Below are 20524 nucleotides of genomic sequence, written 5' to 3' on the forward strand. Positions count from 1 at the left end.
AAGTTATATCGAGCTCAAAGCAGTTGCTCTCTCAGCATCAGCTTGGCCTTGATCAGGTGGTTTTTTACGGTGTTTTTGGAGATCATCAGCTTGTCGGCGATTTCCTGGTAAGAGAGGTTTTGGAAATAGGACAGTTCGATGACTTTTTTGCGCTGTACCGACAGGCCTTCCAGGGCGTATTCCAGATTGGCAAAGATTTCTTCCTCTTCCGCAGCCGTCATCGTCTCGCTGGTCTGGATACGGTTTTTGTAGTAGTCTTCGATGCGCTCTCGGTCTTTTTTCAGCTTCTTGAAGTAGTCGATCACTTCGTTTTTGGCGATGGTGAATACGTAGGCGTTGATTCCCTCGTCGGTGCAGAGTTTTTCCCTCCTTCGGATGATCTTCATGATGACCTCATGGAAGATGCTCTCCGAGTCGTTGGCGTCCTTGACCATGGACACAATAAATCGCATGACAGGGGCTTTGTAGAAGGTGTACACCGCTTCGATGGCGTGTTTTTCCCCTTTCCTGAATGCTTCAAAAATTGATCGATCAAGTGAGTTCATTGCGAGTGTGTTTTTCTTTCGACTGAAATTTTCAAAAAAAAAGACACAAGTTCTTACGCATATCACGCACATCAGACCTCAATTTGCGAAAAGTTTGATTTTTCCGCGTTACGCTTGGATGTCCTAAAAATCAGAAAGTTGGGTCTGTTTTACCGGAAAATTATCATTCCGAAAATTTAGTAAACAGTCCACTGTGAAAATCCCAACAATCGCGCGAGATATTAACGATTTGTTACCTGACGATTCAATTTCCGACTCGATGAGAGACCGCGCCTTTTTTCGAGTTTGGTTCCTTTTCCGCGATCGCTCGCCACAGCTGGGGACTATGGCAGATGCTTAATGGTGGAAGAGTATGAAAAATTTGGGGCGAAAAAAAGGGAGGCAAGATACCTGCCTCCCGTTCAGTAGTGAAATCCGCCTTGGCTACTCGATGACGCCGAAATACCTTCCCATCCAGTAGGGGAGGAGCCAGATGTCCCCAGGGCTATATTCTACTTTTCCGCCGTTGCCGCCGTCAAGCGAGAAGCGGTTGGCATTGTGGCGTGCGATGCGTGCCTCGCTGGGGGAAATTACTTCTTTGGTCGTTTGGTTGCGGAAGTTGGGCTCCAGCAGCTCGATGTCCTTTCGGTGGCTGTTTTTCACATTCCAACTGATCAGGTCGATGGGGTGCTCTTCGAGAAACCAGACCGCTTCCTCCAGGTCGAAGTTTTCCGGTTGCACCATGGCTGTGAAGATATTCCATAGCCCCTCCTTTTCCGGTCTTTCTGCTTCCCAGTGGTCGACGATGCTTTCCTTGTATTTTGCCTTCAGCTCTTCGTCAAAGGCATAGCGATACAGGCCCCAATAGCCTACAAAGTACATCTCGTCGTCGGAGTGGTTCCAGCCGTCGGAGAGCATCTTGGCCCAGTCGTCGCTGCCGTCTCCGGAGCGGCCGATGCCCGACATGGGACGCATCATGTTTTCCAGATAGCCATACTTGTCCATCAGTTCATAGGCCTTTTCCTTGTACATCTCCTTGCCGGTGAAGTGATAGGCCGTCTGGAGCATGCCGGTGATGTTGGAGGAATTGAGCTTGCGGTCGCCCACGCTGATGGGGAAGCTGTTCACATAGTCGGGATTCCATTTGCCCCAAAGTGTTGGCTTTCCGTCAAAATCGATCAGGTACATGTCATTTTTCACGACATGGGTCATGAGCGCATCGAGCAGCTCGATGGATTTGGCCTTGACCCAAGGATCGTCCACGACCTCCGCCAGCACTCCAAATACAAAGACGTGGCCGATGGCTTCATCCGATGAGGTGGTGGATTTCCAATCCCACTCCGGGTCGGAAGCGTGCTGCCAGCGCTCTGGGTCAGACAGCTGCTCGATGTAGCCGCTGCGCTCAAAGGAGCGGGAGGGGAAGCCTTCCACGGGATTTACCGTGTAGAGGCGCTCCATGGCCAGGAGGGATTCCTTGCAGTTTTGTAGGGCTTCGGGAGATTTGGTGACCGCATAGCGGAAAGCTTCCCCAGCCAGGTACATGGTGGTCCAGAGTCCGTCGTTGTCCGAGTCGGTGAGCAGGGCACTGCCCAGGTTGCCCGGCTCCAGGAGATCGACGGAAGAATTGAACCCGTGGCGGATGTGGCGCTCACGCATCTGCTTGTCCAGGATGGCGGCCTTTTGCTCCAGGGTCATTTCCTCAAAAACAATCGTGCCTAGCCCCTTATCCGTCAGCACATGGGTTTGGTTGCCTTGGACGATGAGGTCTTTGACCAAGTCTCCGGGCAGCCAGCGCTGGCCATAGTAGTAGCTGAAGGCGCCTGAGGCATCTCTCTTAAACGCACCCAAACTGGTGCCAAACCAAAGGTCAGCGCCATCGCTTTGTACCGTGGTGATCTCCGTCCAAGGGAGCTTCTGGTCCAGTGCGCTTTTCTTTTTCCCTTGGATGTCGTAGGTGAAGTAGCCGTTTTTGGTGCCGACGACCAACTGGTTTTTGGCTGGGTGAAAAGCCAAGGCAGTCAGCTGCGCTCCGTCCAGCACTTTGCTGGGGGTTTTGCCGTCGGGGGAAAGGGAGTAGACCGCTTTTTCTGCCAAGATCCAAAACTGGTTTTGGGCCTCGTCATAGACGATATCCAAAACCTCCGACCCCGCAGGCAGCTCCAGCGATTGGGGAGCTTTGCCTTTTTGGAGCACTTGGAGTTTGTTTTTGGCGGCTGCCAAAAAAGTAAAGTCTTTCCCACCGGCAAAGGCAGTCGGTGCGACGAGGGTATGGGGAAGGTAGACCACCCCAGCCCAGGCGTTGCTGAACAAGGCCTCGTCGTCCAGGTACACCAGCTGGTCTTGGTAGCGGTCTATGGCCAGGACTTTCTTGTCCTTCATCGGCAGGTAGGTTTGGTCTGCCACCAGCTTTCCGTCCAGCTGAAACTGGCCTCCATAGGGTTTCAGCAGTCGGTTTCCTTCCAAAATCTGCACGACGCCGTTTCGGTCGCTGGCTAGGCTAAACTGGTGGACGGAGCTCAGGTTTGCGGTGTTTTTCACCGCGTAGTCCTGCAAAAAGGCCCGGTCCTGGTGAACCTGCTTGCTCGGGGCGGCATTCTGCGCCGAGGCTTGCATCCCGACATGGGTTGCCAAAGCCAAGGCCAGCATCAGTGGTTTTTTCTTCATCTTACTTTAGGGATTCAGGATTGATACGCTTATATACAATGGTTTTGCCGCCGGGCTGATGGGCGGAATAGGTGAGGTGGATCGTGCCAGTGCTGTCTTGGATCAGGGAAGGGTAGGAGAATCCGCCTTTTTTGCCGAGGTCATGCTCCAGGTAAAGGGGCTGGCTGGACCAGTTTTCCCCCTCGTCGGAAGAGACCCAAAGGGCCAGCTGGTAGCGTCCGTCATGGATGTCATTGCCAACGAGGATCCATCGGCCGTCCGCCAGCTTCAGCAGCTCCACACTCGCGGTGTTGGGCAGCTGGGTCTTGGTGGCCGCAGACCAGGACTGTCCTCCGTCGGTAGAGAGGCTTTTTTGGATAAAATTCGGCCCATCTCCAGAGTCGCGGAGCATGGCCACGATGTCGCCGTTCTCACGCTGGGCCAAGGCTGGCTGGATAGGCCCTCTCCCCACCAAGGGGAGGCTGGGTCTCCAGGTTTCCCCATCATCCTCTGAGATGGCCATCAGGGAGAGGTTGAACCCGTCCGAGTACAGCGGGAGGATGATCTTTTCTCCCAAGACCAAAGGCTTGATCCGCGTCATCCAGCCGATACTGCGGTATTTGGAGTTTTTGGATGCCTCGACGGTGAGCTTGTCATAGTCGGGCGCATAGGCCGACCAGCCGTGATGGGTGTCGGGAAGTTCTTTCAGCTTGGCCTGTACCTCGGTGACGAATTCTTCCCCGGGCTTCAGGAGGATGTTGTCCTGCCAGTTCCAGATCGGCGCTCCGGCTTGGTTGAAGTTTTTGCTTTTGCGGGTGCGCAGGATAGAGTGCTCCCATTGGTTGCCCAGGACGGCGATCCAAGCCAGGGTGAGTTCGTTTTTCGAGTTGAGGAACAGGACGGGGTTGCAGTCAGGGATGCCCGGTGTGTCGGCCATCAGGAAGGAGGACGACCAGCTATCGGAGCCTTTTGCCTTTCTCGCTCCCAAAATCCGCACGTCATCGGCAGTCCGCTCTCCAGAACCCTGAAACCAAGCCGCCAGCAGGTCACCGTTTGGCAAGGCGACGATGCTGCTGCCATGTGCGTGCTCTGCCTGTGGAGCGAATATTTCCTGGCTGACTTCGGTTTGAACGATAGTCTGAGCCGCGAGTTTTCCGCCTGAAGGCAGCAGCAAAGAGGTAAACAACAGGGAGATGAGTAGGTTTTCGAGCTTCATCTTTAGAATTTATTTTTGAAAGAAATCCCCCTAACCCCCTTTTGTCCCGATAGCTATCGGGAGGGGGAATTTGGGAATTGCCAGATTAATGCGTTGCTGCGGCGGGGATGGGCTACAATCCTTCCACCTTGAATTTCCAGAAGGCGACTTTCTGCCTGTTCCAGGTGTAGGTCATGACCAGGTTTTCCCCGTCGAAAATGATGCTGGGGTAGGAAAACTCCGTTTCTGGGTCTTCGCCTTTTTCGATGGTTTGGTCGAGCGCCCAGGTCTGGCCGTTGTCCAGGGAGATGGCCAGGTTGATGGGGTTTCTATCGCCCCAGTTGCCGGAGACGGGATTGTAGAGGAGGGCGATTTTTTCGCCGCCCAGATGGGCTACTTCGATGGCGCTGTTGTTGTTTGGCAGCTCGGTGAGGTAGATGGGGCTCCAGGTCTTGCCGTAATCCTTGGAGTCGCTGCGGGCGATTTTGCCTCCGGAGGTACGGAGCAGAATGTGGACGTTGCCGGGGGACGATTCCCAGGCCGTGGGCTGGATCACGCCCTCTTCTGGGATGAGTGTGCGGTCCAGCTCGATGAAAGGCGTGGCTTCCCAGGTTTTGCCTCCGTCGGTGCTGCGATCTAGGAAAGCATTCCAAACCTTGTTTTTCTCATTGGAGGCAGGGGCCAGCCAGGTGCCGTCGGAGAGCACGGTGATGTGGTTTCGCACGGGGCCTCTTCCGCCCCGGTCGCCCGGCACGAGCTCGGTAGGCTCAGTCCAGGTTTTGCCCTTGTCCTCGGAGGTTTGCACCCAAGTCTCCCAGTCGTCGATTTCCTTTCCTACCTTGAAATAGAGGTACAGCTTGCCGTCAGGGGCATCGAAGAGCACGGGGTTCCAGTGCGGTTCGTGGCGGATTTTGGCCACCTTCTGGGGCACTTCCCAAGTGTCGCCATCGCCTCGGGCCATCCAGATGCTCACGTCATCGTGCTTTTCATGCGTGCCGCCAAACCAAGCCACGAGGTATTCGCTCGGCCCCACCGCCACGACGGTGGAGGCATGTCCCTGCGCAAACTCGGGGTGGCTGTCAAAGATCTTGCTGGAGCTGATCTGGGTCAGTTTCAGCGAATCGGAAGTGGATTCGGTATTTTCTCCTGTGCTTTCGGACTTGCCGCAGCGTACAAAAAGTAGTGAAATCGCCAGCACGTAGGCGGCAAAGCTGAGCAGGCGGAAGGTAAAACGGTTCATTCGTTTCTATTTTTGGTTTAAATACTAGTGGAGGCCCAATTAGGACTAATCCACTCACATAAAAATGGATTTTGGCCAAAAAAATATTTCGTGCTTGACTAGGATTAATTAATATAATCGGGTCATTATTGGATGTTCAAAATACGATTATCTGCTACTTTCCCGGGAGAATGGGTTTAGTCCCGGAGGCTGCGGACGGTCGTGAGAAGCCAGCACCCATAGCCTGCGGCCCCACCTAGCCAAGCAGTGCCGACCGGCTGGCATCGCTGATGTAAACCCGTAACCAAGCCCTGAAAAACGATCTTTCCTCGCCCATGAAGAAAAGAACCTCCCTGCTGCTGTTGATTTTCCTGATCTTCTTTGTGATCTCGCTCATGTCCAATATCCTCGGGCCGATCATTCCGGATATCATCCAGAGCTTTTCCCTGAGTCTTTCCCTGGCCGGCTTTCTGCCTTTTTCCTTTTTTGTAGCCTATGGGGTGATGTCCCTGCCTTCGGGACTTTTGGTGGAAAAATACCGGGAAAAACCCGTTCTCCTGCTGGCTTTTGCGCTTGCCGCACTGGGAGCCCTGGTCTTTGCCTTCAATCCCCAATTCAGCTTTGCGCTGATCTCCCTATTCGTCATCGGCCTGGGCATGGCCATGCTGCAGGTCGTGATCAACCCCCTGCTGCGCGTGGCGGGAGGGGAGGAGAATTTCGCCTTCAATTCGGTGCTGGGGCAGCTGGCCTTTGGCGCGGCTTCCTTCTTTAGCCCCTGGCTCTACAGCTATCTGGTGCAAAACCTCCATACCGGCCAGGAAGCGTTCCATTTTCAGCTTTTGGAAAAACTCGTGCCCGCCGACCTTTCCTGGGTGTCGGTGTACTATCTCTTTGCCTTGATCGCGATCCTGATGCTCTTGCTGATCAGGGGGGTGAGATTCCCCAAGGTGGAGCTCAAGGAAGACGAAAAAGTGGATCTGGGCCAGTCTCTGAAAGCCCTGCTGGGGCAGCGCAAGGTTTGGCTGTTTTTCATCGGTGTATTCTGCTATGTGGGCTCTGAGCAGGGCATCGCCAACTGGGTCAGCAAATTTCTCCAAGAGTACCATGGGGCGGATCCCGCGACCGTCGGGGCGCAGGTGATCTCCTATTTCTGGGGTCTGCTCACGGTAGGCTGCCTGCTGGGACTGCTCTTGCTCAAGCTTATGGACAGCAAGCATGTGCTGATGCTCTTCACGCTGGGGGCGATCATTGCCTTGGTGACCGGGCTCAGTGCCGAGGGCAAGCTGGTCTTGATCGCTTTTGCGATGTGCGGTTTTTGCCTCTCGGTGATGTGGTCCATCATCATCTCCTTGGCGCTCAACTCGGTCGCCATCGCCCACGGCACCTTTGCTGGGCTGCTGTGCAGTGGGATCATCGGAGGGGCGGTCGTGCCGCTGGTGATCGGTGCCCTCGCGGATGTGATGGGGCTGAAGCTGGCGATGTTTTTCCTGCTGATTCCTTTGGGGTACATCTTTTCCATCGGGATCTGGGCCAAGCCGTTGGTGTCCAACGCGCGTGTGGGATCCATGAAAGAACTTTTCTCCTAAGCCCTCATGTACAAGGTCATCCTACTATTGGACTTCGGAGAGGAATACAGCAAGGCCCTGCTGAAGGGCATCAGCAAGTATTCTTCGGAAAACGGCAACTGGAGCTTTTGCCGCATGCCGCTCTACTACCGGGAGACGATGGGAGTGAAGGGCATACTCGAGTGGGCCAAGGAGTGGAAGGCCAACGGCATCATCGGCCAGCTCTATAACGAGATGGAGACGGGCTTTTACGAGTCGCCTCTTCCCATCATCGCACAGGATTTCAAGGAGCGTTTTAAAAAGATACCCAACATCACCGGGCTGTACCGGCAGACCGGCAGGATGGGCGCGGAGTATTTTTTGAAAAAAGGCTACCAAAACTTTGCTTTCTACGGCTTCAACAACATCGTCTGGTCCCGGGAGCGGGCCGAGGGATTTGAGACGGCGGTCAACAAAGCCGGCTATCAGGTGCACTACTTTGAGCACAAAAAGGCCCGATCCACGGATATCTGGTACTACAAGAGCAAGTCCCTGAGCAAATGGTTGAAGAGCCTCCCCAAGCCCGTGGCACTGATGGCCTGCGACGACAACCAGGGCGTGCACATCACCGAAACCTGCAAGCACAACGACATCCGCGTGCCACAGGAGGTGGCCGTATTGGGTGTGGACAACGACGTGATGCTCTGCGAGCTCTCCGATCCGCCCTTGTCCAGCATAGAACTGGATATAGAAAAGGGCGGCTACGACGCGGCGAGGGCGCTGGACCTGATGATTCAGGGCAGGGTGAAGTTTTACAGGGATATCCCGGTGTCGCCGCTGAAAGTGATCACCCGCACCTCTACCAATATCTACGCTTCATCGGATGACCACGTCGCCAACGCCTTGGATTTTATCCACCGCAATATCGAAACGAACCTGCAGGTGAGCGACATCGTCAAGGAGGTGCCCATGTCCAGGAGGTCGCTCGAAAAACGCTTTTTGGAGGTGACGGGCATGCCGGTGTACAAGTACATTTCCAATCTGAGGATAGAAAAGATGGCCGAGAAGCTGATCAGCTCCGACCAGACGATCTTTGAGATCGCGCTGGATATGGGCCTGCAGGACAGCAAAAACATCGCCCGGCAATTCCGCCAAGTGATGGGCTACACGCCGGTGGACTACCGGAGGGTTTTTGGGGAAAAGAAGAATGCAGCGATAAAGTAGGTTGATTTGAAGTTCGAGATTTGAAATTTGAGGAGTCCATCTTGACCTTGAAGGGTGTACTTTCTAGCTCGCCGATGGCCGAAAAAAAATGAAGGGAGACAGATTTTTTATCAAGCTAAATGAGTTATAGTAAGAAGGGTTCTCTGTCAGGTAGAGTACGAAGGCCTGAGCCATTTGAAATTTTTGTAGGTCTCGTGATTGTTGCGCTGATTGCCTATCTGGCCTATCGTGTCTATATGGCGAGCAGGCTGTTGATTCCGATCAGCGTACTTGCGATTGTAGCTGGAGTGGTCTTTGAAGGGCGAAGACTGTCGGATAAGTGGTCGACTTTCCTACTGAAAGTTTTGGGTGCTTTCGTGTTAAGCTTCTTTGCGTTTCTCCCCTTCAAAAACGAGAGAGGCTATAATCTTGACAACCACATCGAAATATTCCCCTATTACTTTATCCTGATGTTCGCGATCGCTTCAATAGTCGTTCACGGAGACAAGGTGGTGGCCAAGCTGTCGGAAGGGGTCACGCTGCTCCAATCCATTGCAGTGATCTATTGGGTGATCGACTATGGGTTTTTCAACGTCAACAGCGTGCTGTTGAAAGTGGTGATGGTCGTTGGGTTGTTGTTTTCGGTTTACTCTGTTTTTCATGCCTTTACCCATACTGTTTTGACCCGGACGAGCCGGCTGACTCTGAGTATCTGGAGTTCGGTGATCATGATGGTTTTTGCGGTTGACAACGTTTTTAGGGTATTCCAAAACGAGCAGATCGAACGTGCCGCCAATATGACGGAGGGAATATTTGTCGGCCTTCAATTTTTTCTCCTGGGCGTTTCCGCTATTTACTTTATCCAAAATTTCCTCATGCTGGCAGGATTTCTTCCGGGCAGAGGTACCTTTTTCAACAAGCAGTATTTCAGAGAACTGGCCAATCTAAAAAAGGAGCATATCAAAAGGTACTCGGATAGACAGGTGCAAATCCACCATTCCCTCTTTTGTTTGCTGTTTGTGGGGGTCATTTTTTTCTTGAACCACTATTACCAATTCGTTCCCAGGCACATGGCGATTTGGTTGGTGTTCTTTTTCTTTCCCCTCGTGTTGAGTGTTTTTGATTTGCTGACTAGGGTGAGGAGACCGATGTATCGGTAGGGATCAGCTGTGATCCCGGTTTCGACTTTATAGGAGTGGGATTTTCGGTTTTTGTGTATTTCTTGGACTTTCGCTGGCAAGACCTGGGTTCACTCTTTTGTCGAAGTAGGGTCGTAGTACGTGTACCTGACCATAAAAGGAGGTCACTGTCCCACTTCCCGACCGCCGTCTTCCCAGCCTCCCGACTTCCTTCCTCCATGCCTCTTAACGATTTGATAATATCATCGTCTCTGACGGATTAAGGGGTTGGTAATCAGGTTTTAAATGTGTCGATTGGGATTGTTTTTTGACACTTTTTGCCCGAATGCCCGCTCTGGGTCAACAAAAAAAATCGGGGACTAGTCCGTTTTTTGGCGCCCGAGGTATTACCTGTGAATGAGCAAGCTATGGAAAATCCAACTGCATCCGAATTGATCAAAAAGCTGGCGGAAGGGAAGATCAGCCGAAAGGAGTTTGACCTTTTCCTGTCCATGCTGGACGACAGAAAACAGACCGAAAACCTGGATGAGGGCTTCTGGACGCTGTTTGCTCAACTGGTAGACGGAGACGGCCCCGAGTCCACCAAGGGCAACAACCTGAAGAAATAAACAAACGCATCCATGCCCCGAGAGGCATCCGACATCGGACAACCAACAACAAAACACACTTTTACCTAACCTAAAATGCTTATGAAACAAGTCATCTACTTGATCAGACCCAAGATCTTCCGGGGAGCTTCCCTCGCGCTGGTTTTGGGTGCTGTGGTGCTTTCTCCCGTGGAGGGGAGAGCCTTGCCCACCAATTCCAATCTCCCCCTGGAGGAGCTATTCCAAAGCCAGGTGGTGGTGAAAGGAAAGGTCACTTCCCAATCCGACGGAATGGGATTGCCGGGAGTAACCGTCTTGGAAAAAGGAACCACCAACGGTACGGTGGCGGACATCAACGGGGAATACTCCATCTCCGTGAGCTCCGCATCTTCCGTCCTGGTGTTTTCCTACATCGGCTTCAATACCTTGGAAGTGCCTGTCAACAGCCAGTCTACGCTGAACGTGGTCATGGAGGAAAATACCCAAGCCATGGACGAAGTGGTCGTGACAGCCTTGGGCATCGAGCGTGAGAAGCGCTCCCTGGGCTACTCGGTAGGTGAGGTGAAAGGTGACGCCATGAGAACAGTCACCCAGGAAAACGCCCTCGGTTCATTGGCCGGTCGCGTGGCTGGCGTTCAGATCAACCAGACTTCCGGTGTGGGTTCTTCCACCTCCGTGGTGATCCGTGGCGCTACCTCCCTGAGCAGTGACAACCAGCCCCTCTTCGTGATCGACGGAGTGCCGGTGGCCAACTCCCTGGGCAACGTGCGTACCATGGGCGACAGAAACCAGGTCGATTATGGTAACCCCATTGCCGATTTGAGCCCGGACGATATCGAAGACATGACCGTCCTGAAGGGACCAAGTGCCGCGGCACTTTACGGCTCCCGAGCGGGTAACGGCGTGATCCTCATCACCACCAAAAAAGGGAAAAGAGGAGAAGCCATGAAGGTGAGCTTTTCCACTTCCAACGTGTTTGAGACTCCTTACAGATTCCTCGACATGCACTATGACTATGCCAACGGCTCCAGAACGGATCTTTTGGACGAGCGCTCTGCGTACTGGGTAGGCCCCAAACTGGATGTAGGCAATACGGCCGTACAGTGGAACAGCCCGACTGACGCAAGCGGAAACAAAGTGCCTACCGAACTGAGATCCTATCAGGACAACATGAAGAACTTCCTGGAAACGGGTATCACTTCCACCAACGCACTCTCAGTGTCCGGAGCTACCGACAAGGCAGTCTATCGCCTGTCCTACTCCAATATGATCAACAAGGGCATGATCCCCAACACGGACCTCAACCGTCACAGCATCAACATCTCCAATACCTACAACCTGAACTCTAAACTGGCCGTAAGCGCGGATGTCAACATCTCCCGCAACAAGTCAGACAACCGTCCAGCTACGGGTAACCGCGGTGCCAACCCACTCCAGGCAGTGTACGCTTGGTCCCATGTGGACGTCCGCGAGCTGGAGGACTATTGGGTGCCGGGCCAGGAGCAGATCCAGCAGCGCTCCGTCTCTACCAATGACGACAACCCTTACTTCATCGCCTACGGGATCAACAACGGCTTTGTGCGTGACCGGGTCTTTGGTAACATCAAGGCGGAATACAAGTTTTCCGACGCGATCAAGTCCCATGTGAAGATGACCATGGACACCTACAGCGAAAACCGCGAGACCAAAATCCCTTATTCCTACACCAGAGAGCGCAAAGGTGCCTATCACCTGCAAAACCTGGGCGGAACCGAGACCAACGTCGAGTTCCTGACTTCCTACAACAAACGCTGGGAAGGAATCACCCTCAATGTAAGTGCGGGTGGTAACGTGATGCAGCAGCGGTTTGCCGACGATTACATCGGCAGCAAGACCAACGCAGGCTTGATCGTGCCAGGGCTGTATAGAATCAGCAACGTGGCCAATACCGGTCTGAACTACAGCAACTACTCTTCCGAGAAGGCCATCTACTCGTTGTTTGGCGTGGCGTCCTTCGGCTTCAAAGACCAGCTCTACGCAGACATCACTGCACGTAACGACTGGTCCAGTACCCTGCCTGCGGAAAGCAGATCCTATTTCTATCCTTCCTTGTCCTTGAGCTGGTTGGCAAACTATACCTTCAACCTGCCTGAAAGCATCTCCATGCTGAAGTTGAGAGCGGGTATCGCCCAGGCGGGTAACGATACCTATCCTTACGCACTGGAGCAGGTGCTGGGCACGGGCAGCTGGGGTAGCTTGATTACCACCAACTATCCGGGCACGCTGCTAAACCCCAACCTGAAGCCGGAGATCAACACCTCCAAGGAATTGGGCTTGGACATGAACTTCATGGACAACAGGATCAGGTTTGAGGCGACGTACTACTACCAGAAAAACGAAAACCAGATCCTCAACATCCCGACCCCCGAGTCTTCCGGATATTCCCAAAGACAGGTCAACGCAGGTCTGATCTCCAGCCAGGGCTGGGAAGTGCAGATCGGCGCCACGCCTATCCAGAAGCCCAATGGCTTGACTTGGGACGTAAACCTCAACATCACCCGCAACCGCACCAAGCTGGAGTCCCTGACCGAAGGCATGGAGTACATCACCCTCTGGGAGGATAACGGTGGCGGCGCCAGCACCTACGTAGGTGGACAGATCGGTGACCTTTGGAGCCGAGGTTTCGCCACTGTGGAGGACAAAAACTCTCCTTATTACGGATGGCCTATCCTCTCCAACAACGGGGAGTGGATTAGCCAAAACGGTAGAGAAGACAGAAGAAAGGTGGGCAACTTCAACCCTGACGCAATGCTTGGGTTCCAGACCAGCCTGAGCTATGGCAGATTCGCCCTCTCGGCGAGCATCGATACCCGCATCGGTGGTGACTTCATGTCCTTCACCTATCGCTATGCGGAGTCTGACTGGAAGTCTGGCAGACAAAAGGATCTCCTGATCCCCGGTGGCATGTACAGCACCGAGGAGCTGATCAACCTGCTGAAGTCTGACCCAGGCAAATACATCATCCCGCAAAACGGCTTGTACCCAAGAGTGGGCGGCTACTCTGAAGAAGAAGGAGGTATGTTGGTCAACCAAGGCCCTGCCGGATATGACGGAGCCTTCGTCCCTGGCGTGATCATGGGCGAAAACGGCGAATACATCGAGCATCTGGGCGGCCCGGGCACCAAGATCTATCCGATCTCCGATACCTATCCTTGGAGCTACAACCAGGCGATTACCTTCGACGCTTCTTTCGTGAAGCTTCGCGAGCTGGCTCTGTCCTACAACCTGCCTAAGCTGAAAGGATTCCAAAACGCCAGCGTATCGGTCTTCACCCGTAACCTGATGATCTGGACCAAAGCCGACGTCGGAATCGATCCGGAGCGCGCATTCCAGCTGCAGGCTTCCAAGCAGGGTGACTCTGCCAACCTGTTCAGACAGGGTATCGAGTTGCAAAACGTGAACCCTTGGACCTTGCCTTTGGGCTTCAAGTTCAACGCCAACTTCTAATCCACTCGCTCCATTAACAAAAAGAGATTATGAAAAATTGGATAAAACATACCAAAGTACTTTCCCTGGCTACCTTGCTTGCTTTTGGCAGCTGCGAAAGTCTGGATGAGATCAACAACAACCCCAACGGGGTGTCTCCATCCGATGCCAACGTGAACATGCTCATGCCTACCGTGATGGTGGGGGCGGCCAAAAACATGGTGAACCTGGGCTACCAGGATGTCGCCGGGGTCGTGCAGCATACCCAAAAAGACGGCTGGTTTAGCGGTCACAACAGCTACGACTGGGGGCCGATTGACTGGAGTGGGTATTTCTCCCTGCTGAGAACCAACGAGTTTCTGATCAAAAGATCAGACGAGGTAGGAGCAGACTTCCACAAGGCGATCGGTTTGACCATGAAGTCTTTCCTGTTTGGCATGGTGACCGACCTGTGGGGTGATGCGCCTTACACCTATGCCTTGCAGGGCTCCAAGGACGACCTGGACTACCAGTTCCCTATCTACGATTCCCAAGAAGTGATCTACAAGGGCATCATCGAAGACCTGAAGGCCGCTTCGGCGATTTTTGCCAGCACCTCCTCCGCCGCGGTGATCCCTCAGTATGACATCTACTTCGGTGGCAATGCGACCCGTTGGCAGAAGTTTGCCAACTCGCTCCTGCTGAGATACTACCTGAGAGTCTCCGACAAGATGCCGGAGCTCGCCAAGCCGGGCATCGAAGCGATCTACAACTCCGGTATTTACCTGACAGACGCTTCCGAAGACGTGGTCATGGCTTACCTGGGCGCTTCCGCAGACGACTCTTGGCCATCCGCGGCTTCCTATGACGCCGGATCAAACTTCCGAAGACTCAAGCCAGCCAATACCCTGCTCGATCCCATGCTCGCAAACAAGGATCCTCGCGTAGCGGTTTGGTTTAGAAAAGTGCACTGCCAGTGGGTAGAGGACAAGACCCTGACCGTGGCTTACGATCCTTACATCCGCAAAAACGGCGTGATCCAAAACGGCGTGGTGTCCCTAGGCGACAGCCAGTACCTGACCGAGATCGCCGCTGGCAACAAGTTTACCCGCCACTACAATCCGGATATCTTGGGCTACAAGCTGGACACCAGAGAATATGTAGGCCTGCCTACCGGTCTGATCAACCCGTCGGCACACAACCTGAACCCGACTCCGGGTCAGCAGCTGGAAAACCAGCACGTGTCCCAGATCGGTGACGTGTACCGACTGGCCAAGCACGACCTGCTGAAGTCCAGACTGATCTCCACTGCCGAGGTGAGCTTCATCCTCGCGGAGGCCGCGACCAAAGGCTATGCCGTGGGAAGCGCAAAGACCCACTACGAAAACGGGATCAAGGCTTCATTGAAGACTTGGGGCGTGTCCAGCGGATACGATGCATTCATCGCCCAGCCCGGAGTGGCATTTGACGGCACGCTCAACCAGATCCTCACCCAGAAGTGGATCGCAAGCTGGACTTCCGCCACGGAGGCCTGGTTTGACTACAGACGTACCGGCTTGCCAAACTTCCAGGTAGGTCCTGCCTCCAGAGAGCCGGTGATGCCGGTAAGGTTCCCTTATGGCAACAATGAACTGAACTTCAACAACGAAGAAGTGACCACTGCGGTCGGCCGTCTGGAGACTTCCCAGTATGGCGCGGAGATCGGTCCAAACAACCAGTGGGCTAAGCCTTGGATCATCCAGGGGACCAACAAGCCTTGGTAATCATCTGTAAAAGGGTTTAGTTAAAATAGACACCGGGAAAGAATACGTTCTCGGTGTTTTTTTTTTGCAAAAGCTATTTCGGTTCCTCAAAAACTAGCGCCTTTTGCTGTCGAATTGCGATGAGATGACCTAAGTCTGTCAGAAAATGAAGTAACGCTACCTCAGATACTGGGAATGTATTTTCGGTTCCCTTTGAAAATTCCTTAAATTAGAAGTAAGTGATTCTAAATCAGTGTGTCAAGAATCATTGAGGCATTTTTTCATACGTTAAGTATGCTTCAGCCCAAAAACTGGAACAACAACCAGTTGTAACTCATTCTCCACCCAAAATCAACCTGATATGAGGACTATCGTTTTGTTAATTTTGGCTTTTAGCTGGGCTCTCCAAAGTGAAGGAACCGAAAAGGATGATCCTTCCCCCATCATTTTCATCTACGACGCCAGCGGATCGATGTGGGGCCAGTTGCAGGGGAAAAGCAAGATGGAGATCGCCGTGGAGGTATTGTCCTCTTCGGTCAATGCGCTGCCCGATGCCCAGAAAATAGGACTGGTTGCCTATGGACACCGTAACAAGAGCGATTGCAAGGATGTGGAGTTTTTGGTTGACGTGTCGGAGGGCACAAAAAGCGCAATCAGCAGTTCTCTTAGATCGATCAAGCCGCTAGGGATGACTCCGTTGGCCTATTCCGCTGCTCTGGTGATCGACAAACTGAGAACCTCGAAGATGAAAGCTACGATCATCCTGGTCACCGACGGGATCGAATCCTGCGACGGCGACATCTGTCAGGTGGTGGCTGATGCCAAAAAGGAAGGCATTGATTTTCGGATGCACATCATCGGCTTTGGCTTGAAGGCCAACGAGACGGAGCAGTTGCGTTGTGCGGCAGGCGCGGGAGAAGGACAGTATTACGATGCCGCGGACGCAGGTGGGCTGGGAGCAGTTCTCAACGAGGCCACCTCGGAGACTGTTGATAAACCGAAAGGAAATGTTTCCGTCTATGCCGTGAAAAATGGAGTGCCAATAGACGCTTTGGTGACAGCCTACGACCAAGTCGCCAAGCGGGAGCCGATCTCCGTCAGAACCTATCGGGACACCGCATTTTTCTACTTGCCTCCCAGCAAATACAACCTGGAGGCAAAACCCCTGGAGGGAAGTGATGTGAATATGATTACCGTCTCCGGCGTCCAAAGTTTTGATGAAAAAATCATCCATCAGGATCTTGGTTTTGACGGGGGAAAGGTTAGGCTTACTACGACCAACAATGGAGCAAACTGGGACTGTATGATAAAAGTAATAGATCAAGCTGGGAAAGTGGCTGCCTCTTTTCGAACCTACGATAAACCAAAGGAGGCTGAGGTCAATCCTGGTACTTACAAGGTCACAATTCAAGCATTGAGGATCGAAGGATTGAGTACCTATTCCGAAATCGACAGCGTGGAAATTTCTGCCGCGGGAGTTACCCCACTGGCTTATGAGTTTGATTCCGGAACGGCCTTTATCGATGCCAAGGTCAATGGAACATCGGTCGATGCAGTGGTCACCGTGACCGACAGCAAGTCGGGAAAGAATGTCGCTGGTGGCCGAACCTATGATCGGGGTAAGGAATTCCTCCTCAATCCAGGGATCTATTCCGTCAAAATCGTCCCGCTCGGAGAATTCAAGGATAGGAGCCCACAAACGATTACAGTAGAGGTTAAGAAAGGGGAAGCGATCTCCAAGACTTTAAACTTCTAGCGATGAGAAAGTTGTTAAAACCCTCTTGCATTGGCTTTAATATCCTTATGCTGGTGACTTTCCTGATTCTTGGTCTGTTTGTCGGCGGTATGATAGAGTCAGGAAAAGACCATGGACTGGCAGGAGGCGCTATTGTATTGGGTTGGGGTGTGCTGTTTGGTGGGCTCGCTTTTTTTGTGTCTTTTTTTGTCGCCTACTATCTCCCGGTCAAAACTCTCGTAAGGCTAAATTGGACACTCTTGATTTTGTTTTTGGCGAGCTGTGGATATATATATCTGGAAGCTCAGAAGAAACTTGACTTGCAACAGGAAAAAGACCGGCAGCTTCAACCTGCACCCACGGAGCCGACAGCCATGCGATTCCAAGGCTATCCGACACTCGAAAGTTTTCAGCAAACTACTACCGCCTGAGAAGCAAGACGGCTCATTGACTAAGCGAGCTATGGACCTTTGTCCGATAGCTCGGACTGTGGACTGTGGACTTTTTTTACCTACCTCTTTCAAAAACTAAAGCCTTTCCCTATTTTCAGAAAACCAAACCGCTAGGATCGCACTAAAATCTGTTTATGAAGAGAGACGGATTTTTCTGGTCTTGGAAGGTGGGGAAGATCGGGATTGATCTCGGGGAATAGGAGGAGAAATAAAAAATAAAAGGAGACAAAGTCTCCTGTATCGAACCGAAACTAGAGGTAACAGGTGTAAAAAGTGAAGCAATAAGCGAGTTAGCCTCAATTATGAAAGCAACGGAAAAAGATAAATACCTACATTTTGTAGCACCTTTTGAATATATCATCCAAGAGAATTTTTTGGAAGGTGTTGCGTTTCGTCTATTACAAGAGAAAGTTAGCGAGTTAAATTGGATAACAGATAGTAACGAGTATTTCGTGCAGTCTGTTAGTTCTTCGCAATCAACAATAGAAATTCTTGAACATTACTTACTCTCACCTCATTTTGACATCTTTTATAGAAAGGATTTTATAGAATTTTTGTCTATTTTATTTTCCACAAAACTTTCTTTTTGCTCTCATACTGTTTTTCATCAAATACAACAAGGTGGTTTCAATGCTATTCACAATGATGTGAATGACTTTGGTGCTTTGCTACGTCTAATTTTATATATCAGCCCAATAAATAATTATGAAGGCGGGAAACTTCGATTGCATTTTTCAGATGCTTTAAATACGATTGCTACAGAGTACAAATTTCAGCCTAATAGCCTATTTGGATTTAAAATTTCTCAAAACTCATATCATTCTGTTGAAAAAGTTGAAAGAGGCAACCGTATTTGTATGGTTGTAACATATTCATAAACTTTTGGTGTGAATGATACCCCTACCTCAACGGAGTATTAGGATTGTAACCTGCAATAACAAATATTAATCAAAAAAATTTCTATTTCTTATGAAAGAAGTTTCAAGACCAAAATCTTTCTCACAGGTAAATGTAAAAAATATGCCTACCGAGAAAGTCAATTCTGTTTCAAATCCTATTTTGAAAAGAATTGCACAGTCAGTGAATGCGAATGTTCAGGGTGTTGAGCATCAAAATCACAATAGCGGAGGAGGACATAGCCGCTCTTAATTAAAAAGGTGGGGTTTGTATATTTGACAAATCCCACCTTTTAACTCAACTTGAAATCTCATAAACTTTCATATTATGATACCATTTCACTCATTTATTTTTAAAGTAGCGAGCAGATGTAATTTAAACTGTTCATATTGCTATGTCTATAATCTTGCAGATACTACTTGGAAAGAACAACCTGTTTATATTTCCGAAAAAACATTTGAGTTATCTTGCATAAAAATTCGTGAACATTGTGAGTCTCATAGTAAAAAAGAAATTTCAGTTTCCTTTCACGGAGGCGAACCATTGCTTATTGGTGCTAAAAAACTACATAAGTTAGGGGGAATTATAAAATCTGAATTAACTGAAAGAGGGATTTATGTAAATTTTGGAATGCAAACTAATCTCTTGCTTTTCAATGAAGAAATTGGCGATTTTTTTCTTGAACATAAGGGTTCTATTGGCGTGAGCATAGATGGTCCCCCACATATCAACGATATTTACAGAATAGACCACAAAGGGCGTGGCTCTTCAAAGATTTTAGAAAAAAAAATGCAATTATTGACATCATCTACATACAAGTCTGTTTTTTCAGGTATTTTATCCGTTGTCAATGTAGATACAGACCCGATAGAAGTAATAAAATATCTTCTCTCTTTTAATCCACCAATGATTGATTTGCTATTTCCTGATGACAATTATGACAGATTACCAAAAGGGAAAGAGAAAAGTATTAAAAGTACTCTAATTGCAGATTGGTTAATTTCAGTGTTTGACTTTTGGTTTTATAGCGAAAGCAATACCAAAATAAGAGTTTTAGAAAACATTGTCAAACTTATAATTGGTGGAAATTCAAACGTTGAAAGTATAGGTACATCACCTGTTGATTTTATTTTTATTGAAGCCAATGGCGATATTGAAATTTTAGACACCTTAAAAAGCACCTATAATGGAGCAACTAAGATACAGTACAATATCCACGATAACGACTTTAACGAAGTTGCAAAACATTCACAAGTACGTTCAAGACAACTTGGAGTAGATGTTTTGTGTAATACCTGTAAGAATTGTAATTTGGTAGATGTGTGTGGTGGTGGGTATCTTCCTAACCGTTATTCATCAATAAACCAATTTGACAACCCAAGCATTTACTGTGCTGATTTACAAAAGATAATTAATCATATTTATCAAGTTATTGAAAAGGAGTTTTCTTATGGTGAATGATGATTTTTATCAAAATAATAGGCTTTTTTACAAAAGCAAATATTGGCGATGCGAGCATCAAAATTTGTGTTACCCAAATGGTTTTTTGAATTATCCCAAAAAAACATATGACTATTTTTTGGAAGTACTTCATTCTTTTGATACTACTAACAATCACTATAAAATATTGGATTTAGGTTGTGGTAATGGATTACTACTGAAACATCTCTTAGATAATTCATACCTTGAAATAGAACCTTTTGGGGTTGACTTTTTGGAGAATTCAATCTTGCAGGCAAAAAATTTATTACACAAAGAATTTCAGTCTAATTTTATTTGCTGTAATTTTATTGATTATGATTTTAGCCATTTCCCGTATGATTTTGTATTTTTAGACCCTTATCATTTGCAACAAAATGAAGTTGAATTTATAACAAAGGTACTCAAACATACAAAAACAGCAGTTATTTTTTACACCTATTATGATGTACTTGAAAATCTAAAATATAATTCAGTCAAAGAATTCCCTATACTAAAACCTTTTATGCTTGATAGTTTTGAACATCAAGAAATGTCTTTTGCTATTTTGCATAAAAAGTGAGGTATTGCACAAAACGAACAAATAACTGAGGCTAACAACTAGGTTTTCTTTGCGTCCGCAGGACGAACAATGAAACCGATGTTGCACGGAACCGGGGAGGTTCCTATGGGGATTGAGTCGGGATTTTTGGAGCCGTTTGAGTAGGCTGTTCAGGTCAAA

The 20524-nt window shown here is 50.0% G+C and carries 16 protein-coding genes; 12 read left to right on the plus strand and 4 right to left on the minus strand.

From position 1 onward, the window contains the following. Positions 1-14: 14 nt before the first annotated feature. The 4 genes from J0A68_RS22135 to J0A68_RS22150 all read right to left on the minus strand — a co-directional run bounded on the left by J0A68_RS22135 (position 15) and on the right by J0A68_RS22150 (position 5602). Complete coding sequence (locus J0A68_RS22135) at positions 15-545, minus strand: RNA polymerase sigma factor (RefSeq protein WP_206580445.1); 531 nt, start codon at positions 543-545, stop codon at positions 15-17. A gap of 423 nt (positions 546-968) precedes the next feature. Next, positions 969-3188: a hypothetical protein gene (locus J0A68_RS22140; RefSeq protein ID WP_206580446.1), complete on the minus strand. Its 2220-nt coding sequence runs from the start codon at positions 3186-3188 to the stop codon at positions 969-971. Position 3189: 1 nt separating this feature from the next. Next, positions 3190-4383, minus strand: a complete 1194-nt coding sequence (locus J0A68_RS22145) for a sialidase family protein (protein WP_206580447.1) — start codon at positions 4381-4383, stop codon at positions 3190-3192. Between the two features lie 112 nt (positions 4384-4495). Next, positions 4496-5602, minus strand: coding sequence for a sialidase family protein (locus J0A68_RS22150; RefSeq protein ID WP_206580448.1), 1107 nt, complete (start codon positions 5600-5602; stop codon positions 4496-4498). A gap of 314 nt (positions 5603-5916) precedes the next feature. Here J0A68_RS22150 and J0A68_RS22155 point away from each other — a divergent pair, with 314 nt between their 5' ends. From J0A68_RS22155 to J0A68_RS22210, 12 genes are all read left to right on the plus strand, one after another. Next, a complete protein-coding gene (locus J0A68_RS22155) occupies positions 5917-7167 on the plus strand; it encodes an MFS transporter (protein ID WP_206580449.1) in 1251 nt (416 codons plus the stop codon). A gap of 6 nt (positions 7168-7173) precedes the next feature. Then, on the plus strand, positions 7174-8349 hold the full coding sequence (locus tag J0A68_RS22160) for an AraC family transcriptional regulator (RefSeq protein ID WP_206580450.1): 1176 nt from the start codon (positions 7174-7176) through the stop codon (positions 8347-8349). 194 nt (positions 8350-8543) lie between these two features. Next, positions 8544-9488: a hypothetical protein gene (locus J0A68_RS22165; protein WP_206580451.1), complete on the plus strand. Its 945-nt coding sequence runs from the start codon at positions 8544-8546 to the stop codon at positions 9486-9488. 386 nt (positions 9489-9874) lie between these two features. Beyond that, positions 9875-10075 (plus strand): hypothetical protein, encoded by a 201-nt coding sequence (locus J0A68_RS22170; protein WP_206580452.1) that lies wholly within the window; start codon positions 9875-9877, stop codon positions 10073-10075. A gap of 81 nt (positions 10076-10156) precedes the next feature. After that, positions 10157-13540, plus strand: a complete 3384-nt coding sequence (locus J0A68_RS22175) for a SusC/RagA family TonB-linked outer membrane protein (RefSeq protein WP_206580453.1) — start codon at positions 10157-10159, stop codon at positions 13538-13540. Positions 13541-13569: 29 nt separating this feature from the next. Beyond that, positions 13570-15261, plus strand: coding sequence for a SusD/RagB family nutrient-binding outer membrane lipoprotein (locus J0A68_RS22180; protein ID WP_206580454.1), 1692 nt, complete (start codon positions 13570-13572; stop codon positions 15259-15261). Between the two features lie 340 nt (positions 15262-15601). Continuing rightward, positions 15602-16996: a vWA domain-containing protein gene (locus J0A68_RS22185; RefSeq protein WP_206580455.1), complete on the plus strand. Its 1395-nt coding sequence runs from the start codon at positions 15602-15604 to the stop codon at positions 16994-16996. Positions 16997-16998: 2 nt separating this feature from the next. Continuing rightward, positions 16999-17406 (plus strand): hypothetical protein, encoded by a 408-nt coding sequence (locus J0A68_RS22190; RefSeq protein ID WP_206580456.1) that lies wholly within the window; start codon positions 16999-17001, stop codon positions 17404-17406. Positions 17407-17729: 323 nt separating this feature from the next. Further along, positions 17730-18305 carry a 2OG-Fe(II) oxygenase gene (locus J0A68_RS22195; protein ID WP_206580457.1) on the plus strand — a complete coding sequence of 192 codons (576 nt, stop codon included), beginning with the start codon at positions 17730-17732 and terminating at the stop codon, positions 18303-18305. A 91-nt stretch (positions 18306-18396) separates the two neighbouring features. Further along, positions 18397-18576 carry a hypothetical protein gene (locus J0A68_RS22200; protein WP_206580458.1) on the plus strand — a complete coding sequence of 60 codons (180 nt, stop codon included), beginning with the start codon at positions 18397-18399 and terminating at the stop codon, positions 18574-18576. Positions 18577-18651: 75 nt separating this feature from the next. Continuing rightward, the gene (locus J0A68_RS22205; protein WP_206580459.1) at positions 18652-19785 is read left to right on the plus strand and encodes an FxsB family cyclophane-forming radical SAM/SPASM peptide maturase; all 1134 of its coding nucleotides are present in this window, start codon (positions 18652-18654) and stop codon (positions 19783-19785) included. Positions 19786-19903: 118 nt separating this feature from the next. Beyond that, entirely contained in the window at positions 19904-20365 is a 462-nt protein-coding gene (locus J0A68_RS22210; RefSeq protein ID WP_206580460.1) for a class I SAM-dependent methyltransferase, read from the plus strand. Positions 20366-20524 lie beyond the last annotated feature (159 nt).

The sequence above is a fragment of the Algoriphagus oliviformis genome, assembly GCF_017254915.1.
Taxonomy (GTDB): Bacteria; Bacteroidota; Bacteroidia; order Cytophagales; family Cyclobacteriaceae; genus Algoriphagus; species Algoriphagus oliviformis.

Coding starts and splice junctions, on each gene's coding strand:
- J0A68_RS22135 (WP_206580445.1), bottom strand. CDS start 545: ATGAACTCACTTGATCGATCAATTTTTGAAGCATTCAGGAAAGGGGAA.
- J0A68_RS22140 (WP_206580446.1), bottom strand. CDS start 3,188: ATGAAGAAAAAACCACTGATGCTGGCCTTGGCTTTGGCAACCCATGTC.
- J0A68_RS22145 (WP_206580447.1), bottom strand. CDS start 4,383: ATGAAGCTCGAAAACCTACTCATCTCCCTGTTGTTTACCTCTTTGCTG.
- J0A68_RS22150 (WP_206580448.1), bottom strand. CDS start 5,602: ATGAACCGTTTTACCTTCCGCCTGCTCAGCTTTGCCGCCTACGTGCTG.
- J0A68_RS22155 (WP_206580449.1), top strand. CDS start 5,917: ATGAAGAAAAGAACCTCCCTGCTGCTGTTGATTTTCCTGATCTTCTTT.
- J0A68_RS22160 (WP_206580450.1), top strand. CDS start 7,174: ATGTACAAGGTCATCCTACTATTGGACTTCGGAGAGGAATACAGCAAG.
- J0A68_RS22170 (WP_206580452.1), top strand. CDS start 9,875: ATGGAAAATCCAACTGCATCCGAATTGATCAAAAAGCTGGCGGAAGGG.
- J0A68_RS22175 (WP_206580453.1), top strand. CDS start 10,157: ATGAAACAAGTCATCTACTTGATCAGACCCAAGATCTTCCGGGGAGCT.
- J0A68_RS22180 (WP_206580454.1), top strand. CDS start 13,570: ATGAAAAATTGGATAAAACATACCAAAGTACTTTCCCTGGCTACCTTG.
- J0A68_RS22185 (WP_206580455.1), top strand. CDS start 15,602: ATGAGGACTATCGTTTTGTTAATTTTGGCTTTTAGCTGGGCTCTCCAA.
- J0A68_RS22190 (WP_206580456.1), top strand. CDS start 16,999: ATGAGAAAGTTGTTAAAACCCTCTTGCATTGGCTTTAATATCCTTATG.
- J0A68_RS22195 (WP_206580457.1), top strand. CDS start 17,730: ATGAAAGCAACGGAAAAAGATAAATACCTACATTTTGTAGCACCTTTT.
- J0A68_RS22200 (WP_206580458.1), top strand. CDS start 18,397: ATGAAAGAAGTTTCAAGACCAAAATCTTTCTCACAGGTAAATGTAAAA.
- J0A68_RS22205 (WP_206580459.1), top strand. CDS start 18,652: ATGATACCATTTCACTCATTTATTTTTAAAGTAGCGAGCAGATGTAAT.